We start from the raw sequence: 20,199 nt of genomic DNA on the forward strand, positions 1-20,199 counted from the left end.
GTGCCGACACGAACGCGGGGCCGGACCAGTGGCTGGTCCGGCCCCGCGTACAGCGAGAACTCAGAGTTCCGACGCCGCCTTCTCTATGTCACCGGCGAACGTCGACACCTCGGTGTAGACCCCGGGGAACTTCGGGCGCGCACAGCCGTTGCCCCAGCTGACGATGCCGACCTGGACGTACTCCCCGGCCTCGTCCTTGCGGAACATGGGGCCGCCGGAGTCACCCTGGCAGGTGTCCGTGCCGCCCTCCGCCAGGTTCCCGGCGCAGAGCTCCTCACCGGGCGTGAGGTCGGCGCCGTACGCGGCCTCGCAGTCGGCGTCGCTGATGAACGGGACCTTCGCCTTGAGGAGGTAGCGCTGCTGCTCGCCGCCCTCCTTGTCGGCGCCCCAGCCGGCGATGTCGAAGTCGCCGTTGTTGAGCTTGTCGTCCTTGGCGATCTTCAGCGTGGGCTGGTCGATCGGCTTCTCGAGCTTGATGAGCGCCCAGTCCTTGCCCTTGCCGTTGTAACCCGGCGCCTGCAGGACCTTCGTGGACTTCACCGTGATCGCGTCGGGGCTCTCCAGGTCCACGACACCACCGGTGGCGGTGATGCTCGTGTTGTCGCCCGAGCCGTCCACGCAGTGGGCGGCGGTCAGCACGATGTCCTTGGCGTACAGCGCGCCGCCACAGCCCATCGACAGACGGACCATGAACGGGAATTCGCCCTGCTCGGCGGGGGTGCCGCCGACCACGCGCTCACCCGGGGTGGGGCCGGGGTGCGGGGCCGCGGAGGCGGCGACGGGCTGGAGACTGACGGTGGCGAGGGCGATGGCACCGAGGGTGGCGGCTCTCTTGACTCCACGCAGCTTGGTGTTCAACGGGCTTCCCTTCGTGGGGGGTTCGTGGGGGGTACGCGCGTCGGCGGACCCGCTGCCTCCTCCACGACGAACGCGAGAATGGCATGAGCCCGCCAAAGCGTTGTTGCGGATTATGGAGATCAGTGTCCGCATAGAGCAAGGGGCGGTTTTCGGCCAGCAGCCGCCACGACGCCCCATTCTGCCGCCGGGGACCGGCCTTACAGTGGAGGCGGGTTGAAAACGTCTCCTGGGGGTGCCGGCATGGCGGACGGCGGGCCGGTGGTGCACGGCTACCCCCATCTGGAGACGGTGCGCTCCGCGATCACCGCGCTCTACAAACGCCTGTCCTACGACGGCGTCCACACCTTCGACACCAGCATCACGCCCGCCGACGTCGCCTTCTCCGACCAGGACGACCTGTACCTGGGCGTGCAGCGCGTGGCCCGCGAGATGGTGCGGCACCTCCGGCTGCCGGACGCCCGCATGATCGTCGGTTTCCGCGCGATGGAACACGCGGCGAACGTCGAACTCACCGCGGGGCCCGAGTACTTCATCGAGCTCAACGACCGGTTCCGCACGCATCGCAGGGACATCGGCGCGGCGCTCGCCCACGAGGTCATGCACGTGTATCTGCACCGGCTTGATCTGACGTTCCCCGGCACGCGCGACAACGAGATCCTCACGGACACCGCCACCACCTATCTGGGGGCGGGATGGCTCCTCCTGGACGCCTACCGCGAGGACGGCGCCTCGTCCCAGAAGCTCGGGTATCTCACGCCGGAGGAGTTCGGGTACGTCCTCGCCAAGCGGGCCATCGCCTTCGGCGAGGCGCCGGAGACGTGGTTCACCAGCGCCCAGGCGTACACCGCCTACACGAAGGGACTCGCGCAGGCCAGGCGCGACGAGCAGCAGCCTCCGCTGACGGCCGCCGGCTGGACGGGGCGGCGGCGGTACGCGAAGGACCGGCGGTACGCGCTGGAGCGCGGCCCGGGTGGAGCGGGGATTTCCGGCGCCGGGGGCGGGGGCGGGGCGTACTCGTTCTCCCGTGGACCGGCGGGGGCGGAGCCGCTGCGGGTCTCGTTCCCCTGCCCGACGTGTCAGCAGCGGATCCGGCTGCCTGCCCGGGGGCGGATGCGGGCCCGGTGCACGTTGTGCCGGACGGTGCTTGAGTGCGATACGTGAGGGCGCGGCGCGTGATGTGAGGGTGCGTTACGTGAGGGTGCGTGCGCGGGGCTTCGCGGGGGCCTAGCCCCAGTGGCCGGGGCGCTCCAGGGGCGGCGGCAGCTTCGTGTCGGCGTCGCCCTTCGCCGCGTTCACCTGCGACTGCGTCAGGAAGATGCTGCCGGTGAGGTCCGCGCCCCGCAGGTCCGCGTCCCGGAAGTCCGCGCCGATCAGATCGGCCCTGCGGAGGTCGGCGCCACGGAGGTCGGCGGCGATGAGGTAGGCACCGCGCAGGGTGACGCCCCGGAGATCGGCGCCACGGAGCCGGGCGCCGAAGAGGTCGGCTCCTCGGCGGTCCTTCTTCTTCCGGCGGATGTCCGCGCGCGCGAGGTCGCTGGTGCGCAGAAGGAGGACGTTGACGTCCTCACGGTGCGCGGCGACATCCGTCGCGGCCACGGCGGCGGGGGTGCCCTGGGTGAGGTGCTCGGTCCTGTCCAGCGCGCGCTGGAGTTCCGCCCGGATCGGGCGGGCCTCGGGAAGGGTGAGCGCCTCGGTCAAGTACCAGAGCAGTTCGTGGAGTTGGCGCATCACCGGGAAGACGTCGAACATCTGGCGGGCGCTGTCGGGGTCCTGCCGCCAGTCGGTGCCGCCGTAGGTGGCCTGGGAAACCTTCTGGCCCGCGCCGAAGCAGTCGTAGACCGTGCAGCCCGAGAAGCCCGTCCGGCGCAGCTTCTGGTGGATGCCGCAGCGGAAGTCCTGCTGGAGGTTGGCGCAGGGGGTACCGGCCGCCTTGTCGACGGGAAAGTCCGCGGACTTGGAGAAGGTGAGGGCGACGCAGCAGAGCCCGAAGCAACTGCCGCAGTCGGCCCGCAGTTCCGCCCGGTCATCGCGCTCGACGAGGGGGAGCACCTGCCGCTCGCCGGCTTCCGCCCGGGGCTGCATCCGGTTCGACTTCTCAGACATCAGGGCCTCCCTCGGGCAGGTTCCCCACCCGCTCCAACCATCCGCCGCTACGGGGCAATCAGGTGGGTGGGTGGGAAAGGCCTGTTCGGTCAGGGTGAATGCGGGGTGATCAGGTGGACGGGCGGGAGAGCCCGCCCCGGCAGGGGGCAAGGCGCCCCCGCCGGGGCACGGACTACGCGGCCCGGCGCCCCGCGCCCCCGCTGGGGCGCCCACCGCCACGCCTGGCACGGCCACCGCCGGCGGCGCCGCCCCCGGCGGAAGGCCTGCCGCCACCCTGCGACTGGGACCTGGACTGACCGCCCTGGGACTGACCCCTGGACTGGCCGCCCTGGGACTGACCCCTGGACTGGCCGCCCTGGGACTGACCCTGCCCCTGGGAGGACGACTGCCCCTGGGGGCGGGAGCGACGCTGGCCGCCCCCCTGCCCGGCAGGACGACGACGCCCCCGCTGCGGCGCAGCCTGCTGCTGCTGCGGAACCTCGACCACGACCGGCACCCCGGACGGCTCGCGCGCACCGGTGATCCGCGCCAGCTCCTCGTCGGTGGACTTCACGCGCGCCATCTTCGGGCTGATCTCCGCGTCGGACATCAGACGCGCCATCTCCCGCTTCTCGTCCGGGAGGACGAGCGTGACGACGCTGCCGGACTCACCGGCACGGGCCGTACGGCCGCCGCGGTGGAGGTAGTCCTTGTGGTCGGTGGGCGGGTCGACGTTCACGACCAGGTCGAGGTCGTCGACGTGGATGCCGCGGGCCGCCACGTTGGTGGCGACAAGGGCGGTGACCTGCCCGGTCTTGAACTGGTCCAGGGTCCGGTTGCGCTGCGGCTGCGAACGCCCGCCGTGCAGCCCGGAGGCCCGTACACCGTTGGCGAGCAGCCGCTTGGTGAAGCGGTCCACCGCGCGCTTGGTGTCCAGGAACATGATCACGCGGCCCTCGCGGGCGGCGATACGGAGGGCGACCGCCTTCTTGTCGGTCTCGTCGGCGACGTACAGAACGTGGTGTTCCATCGTCGTGACCGCGCCCGCGGACGGGTCGACCGAGTGCACGACGGGGTCCGTGAGGAACATCCGCACCAGGCGGTCGATGTTCTTGTCGAGCGTCGCGGAGAAGAGCATCGTCTGGCCGCCCTGCTCCACCTGCTTCAGAAGCGCGGTGACCTGCGGCATGAAGCCCATGTCAGCCATCTGGTCGGCCTCGTCGAGGACCGTCGTCCGCACCTGCGAGAGATCGGCGTCGCCGCGCTCGATGAGGTCCTTGAGACGGCCGGGGGTCGCCACCATGATCTCGGCGCCGCGGCGGAGCGTGCCCGCCTGCTTGGTGATGGAGAGACCGCCGACGACCGTCGACATGCGCAGGTTCACGGACGTCGCGTACGGCGTCAGCGCGTCCGTCACCTGCTGCGCGAGCTCACGCGTGGGGACGAGCACCAGGGCGAGGGGGGAGCGCGGCTCGGCGCGGCGGCCCGCGGTGCGGGCGAGGAGCGCGAGGCCGAAGGCGAGGGTCTTGCCGGAGCCGGTGCGGCCACGGCCGAGGATGTCGCGGCCCGCGAGGGAGTTGGGGAGCGTGGCTGCCTGGATCGGGAAGGGCTCGGTGACGCCCTGCGCGGCCAGCGTCTTCAGGAGGGCCTCGGGCATGTCCAGGTCGGCGAACGCCTCGACCGCGGGCAGTGCGGGCGTGATGCTCTCGGGCAGCGCGAATTCACCGCCGACGGGCCTGGGCTTGGCACGGCCCGGCTTCTTCGCGGCGCCCTTCGCCTGGCCGCCGCCGGCCACCGGGGCCTTTCCGCGTGCGTTCGTGGAGCGCCCGCGGGCAGGACGTGCAGGGCGTTCGGAGCGATTCATACGGAAATGCCTTCCTGGACCTGGTGACAGCACAAGCCGGGACCCGCACCTTTCTGGTGCGGGCCCCGGCTATGAGGTTCGCGTGCTACGACGATCAGGCGGGAACGATGTTCTCGGCCTGCAGGCCCTTCTGGCCCTGCGTGACGTCGAAGGAGACCTTCTGGCCCTCGAGGAGCTCACGGAAGCCCGAGGACGCGATGTTCGAGTAGTGGGCGAAGACGTCGGGGCCGCCGCCGTCCTGCTCGATGAAGCCGAAGCCCTTTTCAGCGTTGAACCACTTAACGGTGCCAGTTGCCATGTCAATCTCCTCAACAGGGGCAGAGTAAGGAAAACCACGGAATTGTGGATTCCAAGCGCTGCAATGACCCCCATCCCGGAGAGACCGGAGAAAAACAATAATGCGCCCTCGGAGCATTCCCGTCAGGCGCACATAAAGTTCATGGGTACCAAAACTGCGACGCATAAGGCTAACACGGACGAGGGACCCGTTGTTTCCGGGTCCCACGTGCCGCACGGCACAAGGCCGCCCCCCCCCCTTACGCCACTCGCTCCATCGCCCGCCGCTGTAACGCTCCGCCGGACAGTCACTAGACGCGCCTTCCCCCTGTCGGGACACCCCGCTACCTTCCACCAAACAATCGCTTGGTTGAGCGACGTGTGGCCATGGCGACCGCTCTCGAGGAAGGCGGCCCGATGCGCATCACCCGAACCCGTACGGCGGTCGGAGTCACGATCTCCGCGCTCGCCCTTGGCGCCCTGCCCGTCTGGGCGGCCCACGCCGAGCCCGCCGCACCCGAGCGCGGCACGGCCCGGCACGCCCCGCACCACCCCCGCCCCGCCGCCGACGGCGTACGGCAGATACCTCTCCAGGGCGCCGTGAACGTAAGAGACCTGGGCGGCTACCGCACCTACGACGGCGAGCGGGTCCGGTACGGCCAGGTCTTCCGCGCCGACGCCCTGGCCAAGCTCACGGACGCCGATGTCGCCACCCTCTCCGGACTGCGCCTGAAGAAGGTCGTCGACTTCCGGGTGCCCGCGGAGGTGCGGTACGACGGGGCCGACCGGCTGCCCGCCGGGCTCGCCGTGACGTCCCGGGCGATCAACGACAACGGCCTCTTCGCGACGCTGATGACCGTGATCGGCTCCAGGGACCCCGTCAAGCAGGAGGAGATGCTGGGCAACGGCAAGGCGGACGCCTTCATGCGCGCCGTCTACCGCACCTTCGTCACCGACGGCCCCAACCGCGCCCAGTTCGCGGCGACCCTGCGCGACATCGCCCAGAGCGGCAAGACGTCACCGCTGCTCTACCACTGCACGGCCGGCAAGGACCGTACCGGCTGGACCAGTTATCTGCTGCTGCGCGCCGTGGGCGTCCCCGAGAGCACCGTCGTCGATGACTTCCTGGCATCCAACACCTACCGGGCCGCGTACGACGCGAAAGTGCGCGAGGGCCTGAAGCAGAGCGGCCTGATGCAGAACCCCGACCTGCTCATCCCCCTCCAGGAGGTCCGCACCGGCTATCTGGAGGCGGCACTGACCGAGGTCAAGGCGGAGTACGGCAGCCTCAGCGGCTATCTGACGAAGGGACTCGGGCTTGACGCACGGACGATTCTCGCGCTGCGGGAGCGGATGGTCGGTTAGGGCACGCGGCGCGGCAGGACGGCCGGGCTCAGGTGGTCACGATCCCCTGCGCCCGCGCCGCCGCGAGCCAGGCCGGGAACTCCCCCACCAACTGGTCGTACAGGCGGTCGTCGGAGACGGTCCGGGGGTCGTGCCCCGCGTGGAAGAAACCGGCGTTGTCGACGGCACGCTTGGCGGGGACGGCGAGGTCGTCGAGCTTGCGGAGGTAGTCGAACTGCTTGCTCTTCGCGTCACCGAAGCCGATGAACTGCCAGAACAGCGGCAGCTTCGACGCCTTGCACAGATACCGCTCGGCGGCGAGCTTGTTGATGGGGCCGCCGTCGGTCTGGAAGACGACCAGGGCGGGCGCGGTGGAACCGCTGTCCACGTAGTGGTCGATGACGGCGTCCATCGCCAGGTGGTAGCTGGTCTTGCCCATGTGACCGAGCCCGGCGACGATCTCCTCGATCCGCCCGTGGTGGCGGTCGAGGGCGATATCCGTGACGGCGTCGACGTCCGTGGAGAAGAAGACCGTGGGCACGGTGCCGTCGTCGTCGAAGTGCGCGGACAGACCGAGGACGCGGTCCGCGAGGGCCTGGACGGTGCCGTCCTTGTAGTACGGCTTCATGGATCCGGAGTAGTCGACGACGAGGTAGACGGCGGCGCGTTCGCCCTCCAGGCCGTACTTGCGCAGGCTGACCCCGGCGGACTTGTAGAGGCTCACGAGCGCGGGCGCCGCCTCTTCCACCTTGCTCAGGCTGATCGCCGGTCCCATGTGCGGCTCCACTCTCCGGTCCGTCCCAAAATGCCGAGCGTACGGGAGAGGCGGGTGGCGTGAGGTGATCTCTTACGGGCTGGAGGGCAAGGCCGTGCTGATCACCGGTGCGGGCCGTGGGCAGGGGGCGGCGGAGGCGCGGCTCTTCGCGGAGGCCGGGGCGCGGGTGGTGGTCACGGACGTGCGCGAGGAGGAGGGGCGCGAGGTCGCCGAGTCCCTGGGCGAGCAGGGCCTTTTCGTACGTCATGACGTCACGGAGGCGGAGAGCTGGGCGTCGGCCGTGGCGGCCGGGGTGGAGGCCTTCGGCCGCCTGGACGCGCTCGTGAACAACGCCGCGCTGTGGCGGACGGCGTCCGTGGAGAAGGAGACGTACGAGAACTTCGAGACCCTGATCCGGGTCAATCTCCTCGGCCCGTTCCTGGGCATCCAAGCGGTGCTGCCTGCTATGCGGGACGCGGGGGGCGGGTCGATCGTGAACGTCTCGTCGACGGCGGGGCTCGTGGGGATACGGGGGCATGCGGCGTACGGGTCGACGAAGTTCGGGTTGCGGGGGCTGACGCGGAGCGCGGCGCTGGATCTGGCGGAGTACGGGGTGCGGGTCAACTCCGTGCACCCCGGGGCGATCGACACTCCGATGATCTCCTCGGCCTCCGCCGGGCGGGACTGGTCGCATCTGCCGCTCGGCAGGATGGGCCGCCCCGAGGAGGTCGGGGAGCTGGTCCTCTTCCTCGCCTCGGAGGCGTCGTCGTACATCACGGGGGCGGAGTTCGCCGTGGACGGCGGGTCGACGGCGGGGTAGGAAAGATGTCCTCAATCGCCGGACGGGCTATCTCCAGCCCGTCCGGCGATTGAGGACGAACTCGGCGAAGCCGGAAGAGAAATCGCCCTTACCCCACCTGCTCCTGGAACGCAGGCAGCTCAAAGATCCGGGTCTTTGCCTCGTCGTCCATCAGTTCCACCAGCGGCATGACCAGGTCCCACAGGTCCTGTTTGTCGACCTCCCGGGCGAGCGCGTCCAGGTCCGGCGCGGGCAGCGCCCCGGCGGCGTCCGCGACGACCTTCCGGGACTCCTCCGGCAGCATGCCCACGAGCGGCAGGAACTCCGCCCAGAGCCCCGTCGCCACCACCGCCCGCACCACCCCGCCCAGCACCTTGGCATCCCGCAGGGAAGGGAGCACGGCGACCGCCCGGCGCTCCTCCTCCCCCAGCAGCGCGACCAGCGGCAGCAGCGACTCCCACAGGTCCTGCTCGCTCACCGTCACGACCAGGGAGTCCAGTTGCTCCTGCGGGCGCGCCGCGGCGAGCGAGGCGATGCGGCCCCGCTGCTCGCCCGTCACCATCCCGGCGACGGCCAGCGCCTCCGGCCACAGGCCCTCCCCCGACGCCGAGGCGATGACCGAGGCGAGCCGCTCCGCGCCCATCAGGTCGATGATCTGGCCGAGCCGTCCGGGCACGTCGATCATGAAGCCGGTCCGCAGGACGGCGGCGTCGTCGACCTGCGGCAGGATGCGGCTCAGTGCGGAGTCGCGCAGGTGGCCGACGAAGCGGCCCATGGTCAGGTGGTCGCCGCGCTCGGCGAGCGTCACCGCGATCCGCACCACCAGGCCCTCGTCGAGCCGGTCGACGATGCCCTTGATCTTGCGCGGGTCGAGATGCCCGCACGACTCCGCGGTGAACGGCACCGGCAGCTTCTCGATGATGTCCGCGGCCCGCGTCGCTTCAAGGCGCCCGGCGACCCCGGCGGCGAGCCGCGGGCCCAGGGCCTTCTGCGAGATCGCGGCGGCGACCCCGGCCGGCACCAGCTTCGTCGCGGACGCGATCCGGTCCAGCATCTCGGGCGTACGGTCGAAGAGCGCCGCGACGCAACTCTCGCGGAAGCGACGTACGTCCTCGACGGGGAGGGTCCGCAGGAACGCGAGCCCGTCGGGGTCCACGTCCAGAAGACGCGCGATCTTCAGGGTCTCCGCCCTGCTCCGCAGCTTGTCCATGGCCTGCCCCTCTTCGTGTCGGGCTATCGGAACAGAATCCGGCGCACGGGACCGCGGGCGAGCGCGGGCACCAGTTTCAGCGCTTCCTCGGCGGCTTCGTTCAGGCCCGACGCGCGGCTCTCGCGTTCGCGGCGCAGCGCGTCGGCCAGCAGGGCCGACTGCTCGGGCGCCAACTGCCCGAAGGATTCCGGTGGTTCGTCCCGCAGCTCCTTGCTGAGCTGCTCCCGCGCTTCGGTGCTCATAGGGCCTCCCATGACCGGGTACGGCTCCCGAGACTGGTGCGAAATTGACTATTAGTCAATAGAGCCGGATCCGGAAGGCGCGCTACCGCACAACCGCACGTAATCTTGTGCGAATGAAACGCGCAGGCCTCCTCCTTCTCGCCGTCGCTCCGGTCGCCACGGTCGCCGTCTACCTCCTCGGCGGGGACTCGGACAGCGATGCCCCCGGGGCCGACGGGAAAGGGACCGGCACCCAGCGGCCCTACGACCGGGACAAGTCGGCGGCCGAGATCAAGGCCGACGACGAGCTGATCGCGGACCTCCCCCCGGGCCTCGCGGCGCCCGCCAAGAAGGAGCTGGCCTCGCAGCTGATCGCCAGCGCGGAGAACTCCACGCTGAACTGGCGCGGGCAGTACGGCTACATCGAGGACATCGACGACGGGCACGGCTACACCGCCGGGATCATCGGCTTCTGCACCGGCACGCACGACCTGCTCACCCTCGTCGAGCGGTATACGAAGGACCACCCGGACAACGGTCTGGCCCGCTATCTGCCCGCCCTGCGCAAGGTCGACGGCAGTGACTCGCACGAGGGCCTCGACCCCGGCTTCACCAAGGCCTGGAAGGCGGAGGCCGACGAGCCCGCCTTCCGCAAGGCCCAGAACAGCGCGCGCGACCGCATCTACTTCGACCCGGCGGTCCGCCTCGCCAAGCTCGACGGGCTCGGCACGCTGGGGCAGTTCATCTACTACGACGCGATGGTGCTGCACGGCCCCGGCACCGGACCGCGCGGCTTCTACGGCCTGCGCGAGGCGGCACTGAAGGAGGCGGACACGCCCGCGCAGGGCGGCAAGGAGAAGGCGTACCTCGACATCTTCCTGGACATCCGCCGCTCGGCGATGAAGTCTGAGAAGGCGCACCGCGACACGACGCGCGTGGACACGGCGCAGCGTCAGTTCCTCTACGACGGCAATCTGAGCCTGAAGACGCCGCTGACCTGGAAGGTGTATGGGGAGACGTTCAGGGTCCCGTAGTTCCGCGACCCTGAACGCCCCCCCGCCGGGAGGCGGGATCAGCCCTTGACGGCGCCGGCCGCCAGGCCCGATCCCAGCTTCCGGTGCACGATCACGAAGAAGATCATCACCGGCACGGTGACCAGCGTGGAGCTGGCCATGACCGGGCCCCAGGCCGTGGAGTTCTCACCGAAGAACTGGTAGATGCCCACGGCGGCGGTGTACTTGTCGCTGCCCTTCATGAACGTGTACGCGAAGACGAACTCGTTCCACGCCGTGATGAAGGCGAAGATCGAGGTCGCGACGAGTCCGGGCGCCACCAGCGGAAGCAGCACCGACCGGAACATCCGGAACCAGGACGCCCCGTCGATGTACGCGGCCTCCTCGACCTCCTTGGGCACGGTCTGGACGAAGCCGCGCAGGGTCCAGATCGCGAAGGGCAGCGAGAGCGCGACGTAGACGATCGTCAGGCCGAGCAGCGAGTTGAGCATGTCGTAGTCCCGCATCTGGATGAAGAGCGGGATGACGAGCGCCTCCAGCGGCACCATCTGCACTATCAGGACCATGATCAGTACGGCGGTGCGGAACCGGAACTTGAAGCGGGCCACCGCGATCGCCGCGAAGAGCGAGAGCACCCCGGCGGCCAGGATCGTGCCGAAGCCGACGATCGCCGAGTTCAGCAGGTACGTGCCGAAGTTGCCCTTCTCGAACACGTAGGTGAAGTGCTCGAAGCTGAGGCCGCTCGGCAGCACGTCCGAACCGCGGGTGACCGCCTTCGGGTCGAGTGCCGTGGAGATCATCCAGTACACGGGGAAGAGCGCGAAGACCAGCAGCGCGATGACCCCGACGGGCAGCCCGATGCGTGCGGCGAGTGTGGTGCGACGGACGCTCACAGGTCCTCCTCCCCCTGCCGGAACAGCGTGCGGATGTAGACGACCGTGATGGCCAGGAGCAGCAGGGTCAGCAGCACCGCGGCCGCCGCGCCCGTGCCGTAGTCGTTCTTGGCGAAGGCCTGGATGTAGGAGAAGACGCCGAGGTTGTAGACCTCTTCGTTGGCGCCGTCGCCGCCCGGCATCAGATAGATCTGGGTGAAGACCTTGAAGTCCCAGATGGTGGAGAGGATGGTCACCACGAGGAAGACGGGCTTGATCGTCGGCACCGTGATCTTCCAGAACCGCTGCCAGGCGTTGGCGCCGTCCAGCTCGCCCGCCTCGTAGAGCTCCTTGGGAATCGTCATCAGGCCGGCGAGGACGGTGATGGCGACGAACGGGAAGCCGTGGTGGACGACGTTCAGGGTCGCGATCGCGTAGAACGGCCCGCGCTCGGTGAACCAGTTGGTGGTCTCGGGGTCGATGAGCCCCATGGAGCCCGCGATCTGGCTGACCATGCCGTCCTGCGGCTGGAAGAGCCAGATCCAGACGTACGTCCCGGTGACGGCGGGCATCGCCCAGGCCGCGAGGACGGCGATGGAGCAGATGAGCCGCCAGGCCGGGCCGAGGCGGTTGAGCAGCAGCGCGACGAGTGTGCCGAGGGCGACGGTGAGGCCGACGCAGGCGATCGCGAAGAACGCCGTGTTGGGCAGGACCGTCTTCCACAGGAGTGCGCTGCCGAGCAGGTCGGTGTAGTGGTCGAATCCCGTGTACGTGCCCACTCCGCCGCCGAACTTGACGGCGTAGTCCTGCATGGAGAGCTTGCCGACCTGGATCAGCGGCCAGAGCAGCAGGCCCGCGAGGACCAGGAGGGAGGGGGCGAGGAGCAGCCACGGCCGGGAGAGGCCGATCAGCTTCTTCTTGCGGAGGGCCGCTTCGTGTTCGGGGCGGGGGGCGGGGCGACGGGCCTGCGTGTCCTTGGGCCCGTCGCCGATCAGCGTGTCTTTCACGGTGCCGGCTCGCCCTTGCCTACTTGTCCTTGGCGAAGATCGCGTCCATGTCCTTGGCGGCCTTGTCCGCCGCTTCCTGGACGGAGGACTTCCCGGTCAGGATGGACTGCACCATGCCGGGGATGACCTTCGATGCCTGGATCTCGCCGTACGCCTTGGTCTTGGGGACGGTCGCGCCGGCCTCCAGCATCTGCTTGGCGAACGGCTCGACCAGCGGGTCCTTCTTCGCCTCGATCTTCTTCAGCTCGGAGTTCTGACCCGGGAAGTAGTTGGTCTCCTCGGCCCACTTGGCCGCGAAGTCACCCGTGGTCAGCATCTTCACGAACTCCCAGGCGAGGTCCTTCTTGTCCGTGTTGAACGTGGACAGGTAGGAGCCGCCGAGGAAGGACTTGCTCATACCGCCGGTCTGGCCGGGGATCGGCACGGCGCCGAGCTTGCCCTTGAGGTCGGGGTTGGCCTCGACGATGGCCTTCGGGGTCCAGTTGCCGTTGACGGACATGGCGACCTGGCCCTTGCCCCAGGCGTCGCCGACCTCCTTCTCCGTCCAGGTGTTGACCTTGGCCGGGGAGACCTTGTCCTTGGTGGCGAGGCCCGTGTAGAACTCGATGCCCTTCACGGCCTCGGGCGAGTTGATGCCGGACTTCCACTTGCCGCCCTGCTCGGTGGCGAGTTCGCCTCCGGCGCCCCAGATGAAGGGGGTGGCGTACATTTCGGCGCCGCCCGCGACCGGGAAGGGGATCATCCCGGGCTCCTTGTCCTTCAGCGTCTTCGCCGTGGACTGGAGCTCCTTCCAGGTGGTCGGGGCCTTCAGCTTGTGCTTCTCGAAGATGTCCTTGCGGTACACGATGCTGCGTACGCCCGCGTACCAGGGCATCCCGTACTGCTTGCCGTCGAGCGTGCCCGCGTCCTTGAGGCCCTCCACGAGGTCGCCGCCCAGGCCCGACTTCTTGACGTCGTCGGTCACGTCGACGAGGGCGCCGGTCTCGGCGAACTGCGGCACCCAGGTCGTACCGACCTCGGCCACGTCCGGGACCTGGTCCTCGCCGCCCTCGATGGCGGTGGTGAACTTCTTCTGCGCGGTGGCCCACTGCTGGTACTCGACGTGGATCTTGGCGCCGGTCTTCTTCTGGAACGCCTTCTCGGCCTCCTTGAAGAAGGGCCTGGCGTCGGGGTTGGTCCCCTCCATGATCCATACGGTGAGGGTCTTGCCCTTGCCGTCGGTCGCCTTGTCGCCGCTGTCGCTCCCGTCATCGCTGCCGCATGCCGTCGCGGTCAGTCCGAGCGTCATGGCGATACCTGCCGCGATGACCCGTCGCTTCATACCGGCCCCCTCATGGGTACGTGCTGTAACTGCGCCGATCCGTTGTGGGAGCGATTGTGGTCACAGGGGCTCGGTGCGGTCTAGACCCATTCGGCTAAGCGGGGCCGAAACGTGATTTGCGTTGCAAGCAATGCACGTTGCGCACACTGCAACGCAGGGGTGCCCCGCCACCACGGCCCGGAAACGCCACGACGCCCGCCCAGGTCCGGTCGGGGACGAGGCGGGCGTCGCATCAGTTCCGTACGCCGTTGTACGGGACGTATGAGGGGTTGTGCTGGAATCAGACCATCAGAGATCGGTCCGTGGGGCGAATCGGCGACGGGAGGTCACTCGCACCGGTGAGGAAACGGTCCACGCCCTGCGCGGCCGAGCGGCCCTCGGCGATCGCCCAGACGATGAGCGACTGACCGCGGCCGGCGTCACCTGCGACGAACACGCCGGGAACGTTCGTCTGGAAATCCGCGTCGCGCGCGACGTTGCCGCGCTCGTCGAGGTCCAGGGAGAACTGGTCCACCAGACCGTTCTCGCGGTCCGTGCCCGTGAAGCCCATGGCGAGGGTGACCAGCTGGGCCGGGATCTTGCGCTCCGTGCCCGGCTTCGGGGTCAGCTTGCCGTCGATGAACTCGACCTCGGTGAGGTGCAGGAACTGGACGTTCCCGTCCTCGTCGCCCTCGAAGTGGGTGGTCGAGACGGCGTAGACCCGCTCGCCGCCCTCCTCGTGCGCGGAGGTCACCTTGTAGAGCATGGGGAAGGTCGGCCACGGCTGGTTGGCGCTGCGCTCCTCACCCGGCCGCGGCATGATCTCCAGCTGCGTGACCGAGGCCGCGCCCTGGCGGTGGGCGGTGCCCACGCAGTCCGCGCCGGTGTCGCCGCCGCCGATGACCACGACGTGCTTGCCCTCGGCGGTGATGGGGGGCGCCACGTAGTCGCCCTCCTGGACCTTGTTGGCGAGCGGCAGGTACTCCATGGCGAAGTGGATGCCGTTCAGCTCACGGCCCGGCACCGGCAGGTCGCGGGAGATGGTGGCGCCCGCGGCGATGACCACCGCGTCGTGCCGCTTGCGCAGCTTCACCGCGTCGATGTCGCGGCCGATCTCCACACCCGTACGGAACTTGGTGCCCTCCGCGCGCATCTGCTCGATGCGGCGGTTGATGTGGCGCTTCTCCATCTTGAACTCGGGGATGCCGTAGCGCAGGAGGCCGCCGATGCGGTCGGCACGCTCGTACACGACGACCGTGTGACCCGCCCGCGTCAGCTGCTGGGCCGCGGCCAGACCCGCCGGGCCCGAGCCGATGACGGCGACGGTCTTGCCGGAGAGCCGGTCGGGCGCCTGGGGCAGCACGTCGTTGGCGTCCCACGCCTTGTCGATGATCGAGACTTCGACGTTCTTGATGGTGACGGCCGGCTGGTTGATGCCGAGCACGCACGCCGACTCACAGGGGGCCGGGCAGAGGCGCCCGGTGAACTCCGGGAAGTTGTTCGTGGCGTGCAGCCGCTCGGAGGCGGCCGACCAGTCCTCGCGGTACGCGAAGTCGTTCCACTCCGGGATCAGGTTGCCCAGCGGACAGCCCTGGTGGCAGAACGGGATACCGCAGTCCATGCAGCGCGAGGCCTGCTTGGAGATGATCGGGAGGAGCGAACCGGGAACGTAGACCTCGTTCCAGTCCTGGACGCGCTCACCGACCGGGCGGGTCTGCGCGACCTCGCGGCCATGGTTCAGAAAGCCCTTGGGATCAGCCATTGGTCGCCGCCTCCATCATCTTCTCGGTGATCTCGGTCTCGGAGAGACCGGCTCGCTCGGCGGCGTCCTTGGCGGCGAGCACTGCCTTGTACGTGCTGGGGATGATCCTGCTGAAGCGCTCCACGGCGGTGTCCCACTCGGCGAGCAGCTTCTCGGCGACGGTCGAGCCGGTCTCCTCCTGGTGGCGGCGCACGACGTCGCGCAGCCACGTCTTGTCGGAGTCGTCCAGGGCCTCGACGGCGCCCACGTTGCCGGAGTTGACGTTGTCCCGGTCGAGGTCGATGACGTACGCGATGCCGCCCGACATGCCGGCCGCGAAGTTGCGGCCCGTCTCGCCGAGGACCACCGCGTGGCCACCGGTCATGTACTCGCAGCCGTGGTCGCCCACGCCCTCGGACACGACCGTCGCACCGGAGTTGCGGACGCAGAAGCGCTCGCCGGTGCGGCCACGGAGGAACAGCTCGCCACCCGTGGCGCCGTACGCGATGGTGTTGCCCGCGATCGTCGAGTACTCGGCGAGGTGGTCGGCGCCGCGGTCCGGGCGGACGACGATCCGGCCGCCGGAGAGGCCCTTGCCGACGTAGTCGTTGGCGTCGCCCTCCAGGCGCAGGGTCACGCCGCGCGGCACGAACGCGCCGAACGACTGGCCCGCCGAGCCGGTGAAGGTGATGTCGATGGTGTCGTCGGGCAGGCCCGCGCCGCCGAACTTCTTCGTCACCTCGTGGCCGAGCATGGTGCCGACCGTGCGGTTGATGTTGCGGATCGCGACCTGTGCGCGGACCGGCTGGGCGTCGGTCGCGCCGGACGCGGAGAGCGCGTCGGCGGCGAGCTTGATCAGCTCGTTGTCGAGCGCCTTCTCCAGACCGTGGTCCTGGGCGGCGATCTGGTGGCGCACGGCGCCGCCGGGCAGCGACGGCACGTGGAAGAGGGGCTCCAGGTCGAGGCCCTGCGCCTTCCAGTGCTTCACGGCGCGCTCGGTGTCGAGGAGCTCGGCGTGGCCGACGGCCTCCTCGATGGTGCGGAAGCCGAGCTCGGCGAGGATCTCGCGGACCTCTTCGGCGATGAACTCGAAGAAGTTGACGATGTACTCGGCCTTGCCGGAGAACCGCTCGCGCAGCGCCGGGTTCTGCGTGGCGATGCCGACCGGGCAGGTGTCCAGGTGGCAGACGCGCATCATGACGCAGCCGGAGACGACGAGCGGCGCGGTCGCGAAACCGAACTCCTCGGCGCCGAGCAGCGCGGCGATGACGACGTCACGGCCGGTCTTGAGCTGACCGTCCGTCTGGACCACGATGCGGTCGCGCAGGCCGTTGAGCAGCAGCGTCTGCTGGGTCTCGGCGAGGCCGAGCTCCCAGGGGCCGCCCGCGTGCTTGAGCGAGGTCAGCGGCGATGCGCCCGTACCGCCGTCGTGGCCGGAGATGAGGACCACGTCGGCGTGGGCCTTGGAGACACCCGCGGCGACCGTGCCGACGCCGACCTCGGAGACCAGCTTCACGTGAATCCGCGCCTGCGGGTTCGCGTTCTTCAGGTCGTGGATCAGCTGGGCCAGGTCCTCGATGGAGTAGATGTCGTGGTGCGGCGGCGGGGAGATCAGGCCCACGCCCGGCGTCGAGTGACGCGTCTTGGCGACCCACGGGTAGACCTTGTGGCCGGGCAGCTGGCCGCCCTCGCCGGGCTTGGCGCCCTGCGCCATCTTGATCTGGATGTCGTCCGCGTTGACCAGGTACTCCGAGGTCACACCGAAGCGGCCGGAGGCGACCTGCTTGATGGACGAGCGGCGTGCCGGGTCGTACAGACGGTCGGCGTCCTCGCCGCCCTCACCGGTGTTGGACTTGCCGCCCAGCTGGTTCATGGCGATGGCCATGGTCTCGTGGGCTTCCTGCGAGATCGAGCCGTACGACATGGCGCCGGTCGAGAACCGCCTGACGATGTCGGCGGCCGGCTCGACCTCGTCGATGGAGATCGACGGGCGGTCCGACTTCAGGTTGAACAGTCCGCGCAGCGTCATGAGGCGCTCGGACTGCTCGTTCACGCGGTCCGTGTACTTCTTGAAGATGTCGTAGCGGCGGTTGCGCGTGGAGTGCTGCAGGCGGAAGACCGTCTCCGGGTCGAAGAGGTGCGGCTCGCCCTCGCGGCGCCACTGGTACTCACCGCCTATGTCCAGCGCGCGGTGCGCGGAGGCCACGCCGGAGACCGGGTACGCCTTGGCGTGCCGGGCGGCGACCTCCTGGGCGACGACGTCGATGCCGACTCCGCCGATCTTGGACGTCGTGCCGACGAAGTACTTCGCGACGAAGTCCTCCTGGAGGCCGACGGCCTCGAAGACCTGCGCGCCGCGGTAGGAGGCGACGGTCGAGATGCCCATCTTGGACATGACCTTCAGGACACCCTTGCCGAGCGCGTAGATCAGGTTCCGGATGGCCTGCTCGGCCCCGCCGTTCTCGTCGGCGGGCAGGAACGTACCGGCGCGGACGAGGTCCTCGACGGACTCCATCGCCAGGTACGGGTTGACCGCGGCGGCGCCGTAGCCGATGAGGAGGGCCACGTGGTGGACCTCGCGGACGTCGCCCGCCTCGACGAGCAGGCCCACCTGGGTGCGCTGCTTCGTACGGATGAGGTGGTGGTGGACGGCCGCGGTGAGCAGCAGCGAGGGGATCGGCGCGTGCTCGGCGTCGGAGTGCCGGTCGGAGAGCACGATCAGGCGGGCGCCGGCCTCTATGGCGGCGTCGGCCTCGGCGCAGATCTCCTCGATGCGGGCGGCAAGCGCGTCGCCGCCGCCGCTGACGCGGTAGAGACCGGAGAGGGTCGCGGCCGTCATGCCGGGCATGTCGCCGTCGGCGTTGATGTGGATGAGCTTGGCGAGCTCGTCGTTGTCGATCACCGGGAAGGGCAGCGTGACGCTGCGACAGGTCGCGGCGGTCGGCTCCAGGATGTTGCCCTGCGGGCCCAGCGAGGAGTGCAGCGAGGTGACGAGCTCTTCACGGATGGCGTCAAGCGGAGGGTTGGTGACCTGCGCGAACAGCTGCGTGAAGTAGTCGAAGATCAGCCGCGGGCGCTCGGAGAGGGCCGCGATCGGGGTGTCCGTGCCCATGGAGCCGAGCGGCTCACCGCCGGTCTTGGCCATCGGCGCGAGGATGACGCGCAGCTCTTCCTCGGTGTAGCCGAAGGTCTGCTGGCGGCGCGTGACGGAGGCGTGCGTGTGCACGATGTGCTCGCGCTCGGGCAGGTCCGAGAGCTCGATCTCGCCCGCTTCCAGCCACTCCTGGTACGGGTTCTCGGCGGCGAGGGCGGCCTTGATCTCGTCGTCCTCGACGATGCGGTGCTCGGCGGTGTCCACGAGGAACATCCGGCCGGGCTGCAGGCGGCCCTTGCGGACGACCTTCGCGGGGTCGATGTCCAGGACGCCGACCTCGGAGCCGAGGACGACGAGGCCGTCGTCGGTGACCCAGTAGCGGCCGGGGCGCAGACCGTTGCGGTCGAGAACGGCGCCGACCTGGGTGCCGTCGGTGAAGGTGACACAGGCCGGGCCGTCCCAGGGCTCCATCAGCGTGGAGTGGTACTGGTAGAAGGCGCGGCGGGCCGGGTCCATCGAGCCGTGGTTCTCCCACGCCTCGGGGATCATCATCAGGACCGAGTGCGGAAGCGAACGCCCACCGAGGTGGAGGAGTTCGAGCACCTCGTCGAAGGACGCCGAGTCGGACGCGTCCGGCGTGCAGATCGGGAACACCCGGTCGAGCTTGTCGGTGCTGTTCTCACCGGCGGAGGCGAACAGGTCGGAGGCGAGCTGCGACTCACGCGCCCGCATCCAGTTCCGGTTGCCCTTGACCGTGTTGATCTCGCCGTTGTGCGCGACGAAGCGGTACGGGTGTGCGAGCGGCCAGCTCGGGAACGTGTTCGTGGAGAAGCGCGAGTGGACGAGCGCGACGGCCGTGGCGAAACGGCGGTCCGACAGGTCGGGGAAGAACGGCTCCAGCTGGCCGGTGGTCAGCATGCCCTTGTAGACGATGGTCCGGGCGGAGAGCGACGGGAAGTAGGTCCCGGCCTCGCGCTCGGCGCGCTTGCGCAGCACGAAGGCCTTGCGGTCGAGCTGGACGCCCGTGCTCTCGCCGTCGGCCACGAAGATCTGCCGGAAGACCGGCATCGTCGAGCGTGCGGTGGAGCCGAGCAGCTCGGGGGCGACGGGGACGTCGCGCCAGCCGAGGACCGTCAGGCCCTCCTCGGAAGCGATCGTCTCGATCTGTGAGACGGCTCCGTCGGTCGTACCCGCGGTGTCGACCGGCAGGAAGGCGATGCCGACGGCGTACGCGCCGGCCTCGGGAAGCGCGAAGTCGGAGACCTCGCGAAGGAAGGCGTCCGGCACCTGAAGCAGGATGCCGGCGCCGTCACCGGAGTCCGGCTCGGAACCGGTGGCACCGCGGTGTTCGAGATTGCGCAATACGGTCAGCGCCTGTTCGACCAGCTCATGGCTGGCTACACCGGTGAGGGTGGCCACGAACCCGACACCACAGGCGTCGTGCTCGTTACGGGGGTCGTACATGCCCTGGGGGGCGGGGCGACCGTCCATGGGCGACCAGGCGTGCGTACGCATTGGCTCTCCCGTCGTCGTCGTGGCATATGCAATAAGCGAGGGACGACGTTGGCCCAGGCAAAATTTCGTGCAGGTTACATGATGGAACGCTTCTCGAAAAGCGGATAGCTCATTCCACCATGTGGACACCGCTCATACCCGTGGAGAGCGGTAGGGAGGGGACCCATGCGGACAGATCAATGACCGAAGGCCCGAGCGCGGCACAGGCCTCATTGCCCGCAGCGCTTACGGCTCATGCCCGGTGGTTAA

Annotated in this window: 16 protein-coding genes; 4 read left to right on the plus strand and 12 right to left on the minus strand. The window is 69.4% G+C overall.

The genetic code is table 11. The features are described 5' to 3' along the window. Positions 1-60 precede the first annotated feature (60 nt). Positions 61-858 (minus strand): serine protease, encoded by a 798-nt coding sequence (locus tag AB0E78_RS01445; RefSeq protein ID WP_361826704.1) that lies wholly within the window; start codon positions 856-858, stop codon positions 61-63. 240 nt (positions 859-1,098) lie between these two features. On the opposite strand from AB0E78_RS01445, the gene AB0E78_RS01450 reads away from it, so the two are divergent. Further along, positions 1,099-2,019, plus strand: coding sequence for a hypothetical protein (locus AB0E78_RS01450; protein ID WP_361826707.1), 921 nt, complete (start codon positions 1,099-1,101; stop codon positions 2,017-2,019). 63 nt (positions 2,020-2,082) lie between these two features. Here AB0E78_RS01450 and AB0E78_RS01455 read toward each other — a convergent pair whose 3' ends face one another. The 3 genes from AB0E78_RS01455 to AB0E78_RS01465 form a co-directional block, all read right to left on the minus strand. Then, positions 2,083-2,940 (minus strand): pentapeptide repeat-containing protein, encoded by an 858-nt coding sequence (locus AB0E78_RS01455; RefSeq protein WP_361828448.1) that lies wholly within the window; start codon positions 2,938-2,940, stop codon positions 2,083-2,085. Positions 2,941-3,133: 193 nt separating this feature from the next. Next, entirely contained in the window at positions 3,134-4,804 is a 1,671-nt protein-coding gene (locus tag AB0E78_RS01460; protein WP_361826710.1) for a DEAD/DEAH box helicase, read from the minus strand. A 94-nt stretch (positions 4,805-4,898) separates the two neighbouring features. Beyond that, positions 4,899-5,102: a cold-shock protein gene (locus AB0E78_RS01465; RefSeq protein ID WP_160504463.1), complete on the minus strand. Its 204-nt coding sequence runs from the start codon at positions 5,100-5,102 to the stop codon at positions 4,899-4,901. 395 nt (positions 5,103-5,497) lie between these two features. Here AB0E78_RS01465 and AB0E78_RS01470 point away from each other — a divergent pair, with 395 nt between their 5' ends. Continuing rightward, positions 5,498-6,445, plus strand: coding sequence for a tyrosine-protein phosphatase (locus AB0E78_RS01470; protein WP_361826713.1), 948 nt, complete (start codon positions 5,498-5,500; stop codon positions 6,443-6,445). A 28-nt stretch (positions 6,446-6,473) separates the two neighbouring features. Here the strand turns inward: AB0E78_RS01470 and AB0E78_RS01475 are convergent, their stop codons facing one another. Further along, positions 6,474-7,199 carry a VWA domain-containing protein gene (locus AB0E78_RS01475; RefSeq protein WP_361826716.1) on the minus strand — a complete coding sequence of 242 codons (726 nt, stop codon included), beginning with the start codon at positions 7,197-7,199 and terminating at the stop codon, positions 6,474-6,476. Between the two features lie 67 nt (positions 7,200-7,266). Here AB0E78_RS01475 and AB0E78_RS01480 point away from each other — a divergent pair, with 67 nt between their 5' ends. After that, positions 7,267-7,998, plus strand: a complete 732-nt coding sequence (locus AB0E78_RS01480; RefSeq protein ID WP_361828450.1) for a glucose 1-dehydrogenase — start codon at positions 7,267-7,269, stop codon at positions 7,996-7,998. 88 nt (positions 7,999-8,086) lie between these two features. On the opposite strand, the gene AB0E78_RS01485 is transcribed toward AB0E78_RS01480, so the two are convergent. Next, the gene (locus tag AB0E78_RS01485) at positions 8,087-9,187 is read right to left on the minus strand and encodes a hypothetical protein (protein ID WP_361826719.1); all 1,101 of its coding nucleotides are present in this window, start codon (positions 9,185-9,187) and stop codon (positions 8,087-8,089) included. A 23-nt stretch (positions 9,188-9,210) separates the two neighbouring features. Next, a complete protein-coding gene (locus tag AB0E78_RS01490) occupies positions 9,211-9,429 on the minus strand; it encodes a hypothetical protein (RefSeq protein ID WP_361826721.1) in 219 nt (72 codons plus the stop codon). 113 nt (positions 9,430-9,542) lie between these two features. Between AB0E78_RS01490 and AB0E78_RS01495 the strand changes: the two genes are divergently transcribed. After that, a complete protein-coding gene (locus AB0E78_RS01495; protein WP_361826724.1) occupies positions 9,543-10,442 on the plus strand; it encodes a chitosanase in 900 nt (299 codons plus the stop codon). Between the two features lie 38 nt (positions 10,443-10,480). On the opposite strand, the gene AB0E78_RS01500 is transcribed toward AB0E78_RS01495, so the two are convergent. The 5 genes from AB0E78_RS01500 to gltB all read right to left on the minus strand — a co-directional run bounded on the left by AB0E78_RS01500 (position 10,481) and on the right by gltB (position 19,926). Then, a complete protein-coding gene (locus AB0E78_RS01500; protein ID WP_361826726.1) occupies positions 10,481-11,314 on the minus strand; it encodes a carbohydrate ABC transporter permease in 834 nt (277 codons plus the stop codon). Beyond that, positions 11,311-12,300, minus strand: coding sequence for a sugar ABC transporter permease (locus tag AB0E78_RS01505; RefSeq protein WP_361826729.1), 990 nt, complete (start codon positions 12,298-12,300; stop codon positions 11,311-11,313). The genes AB0E78_RS01500 and AB0E78_RS01505 overlap by 4 nt, the downstream gene beginning before the upstream one ends. A 19-nt stretch (positions 12,301-12,319) precedes the next feature. Then, the gene (locus tag AB0E78_RS01510) at positions 12,320-13,621 is read right to left on the minus strand and encodes a sugar ABC transporter substrate-binding protein (protein ID WP_361826732.1); all 1,302 of its coding nucleotides are present in this window, start codon (positions 13,619-13,621) and stop codon (positions 12,320-12,322) included. 280 nt (positions 13,622-13,901) lie between these two features. Further along, positions 13,902-15,362, minus strand: coding sequence for a glutamate synthase subunit beta (locus AB0E78_RS01515; protein WP_361826735.1), 1,461 nt, complete (start codon positions 15,360-15,362; stop codon positions 13,902-13,904). Next, positions 15,355-19,926, minus strand: a complete 4,572-nt coding sequence (gene gltB / locus AB0E78_RS01520; protein ID WP_361828453.1) for a glutamate synthase large subunit — start codon at positions 19,924-19,926, stop codon at positions 15,355-15,357. The genes AB0E78_RS01515 and gltB overlap by 8 nt, the downstream gene beginning before the upstream one ends. Positions 19,927-20,199: the final 273 nt, after the last annotated feature.

The organism is Streptomyces sp. NPDC032198 (assembly GCF_040636975.1).
In the GTDB taxonomy this organism is placed as follows: Bacteria; Actinomycetota; Actinomycetes; order Streptomycetales; family Streptomycetaceae; genus Streptomyces.

Coding starts and splice junctions, on each gene's coding strand:
- AB0E78_RS01515 (WP_361826735.1), bottom strand. CDS start 15,362: ATGGCTGATCCCAAGGGCTTTCTGAACCATGGCCGCGAGGTCGCGCAG.
- AB0E78_RS01490 (WP_361826721.1), bottom strand. CDS start 9,429: ATGAGCACCGAAGCGCGGGAGCAGCTCAGCAAGGAGCTGCGGGACGAA.
- AB0E78_RS01485 (WP_361826719.1), bottom strand. CDS start 9,187: ATGGACAAGCTGCGGAGCAGGGCGGAGACCCTGAAGATCGCGCGTCTT.
- AB0E78_RS01455 (WP_361828448.1), bottom strand. CDS start 2,940: ATGCAGCCCCGGGCGGAAGCCGGCGAGCGGCAGGTGCTCCCCCTCGTC.
- AB0E78_RS01495 (WP_361826724.1), top strand. CDS start 9,543: ATGAAACGCGCAGGCCTCCTCCTTCTCGCCGTCGCTCCGGTCGCCACG.
- AB0E78_RS01475 (WP_361826716.1), bottom strand. CDS start 7,199: ATGGGACCGGCGATCAGCCTGAGCAAGGTGGAAGAGGCGGCGCCCGCG.
- AB0E78_RS01470 (WP_361826713.1), top strand. CDS start 5,498: ATGCGCATCACCCGAACCCGTACGGCGGTCGGAGTCACGATCTCCGCG.
- gltB (WP_361828453.1), bottom strand. CDS start 19,926: ATGGACGGTCGCCCCGCCCCCCAGGGCATGTACGACCCCCGTAACGAG.
- AB0E78_RS01450 (WP_361826707.1), top strand. CDS start 1,099: ATGGCGGACGGCGGGCCGGTGGTGCACGGCTACCCCCATCTGGAGACG.
- AB0E78_RS01510 (WP_361826732.1), bottom strand. CDS start 13,621: ATGAAGCGACGGGTCATCGCGGCAGGTATCGCCATGACGCTCGGACTG.
- AB0E78_RS01460 (WP_361826710.1), bottom strand. CDS start 4,804: ATGAATCGCTCCGAACGCCCTGCACGTCCTGCCCGCGGGCGCTCCACG.
- AB0E78_RS01465 (WP_160504463.1), bottom strand. CDS start 5,102: ATGGCAACTGGCACCGTTAAGTGGTTCAACGCTGAAAAGGGCTTCGGC.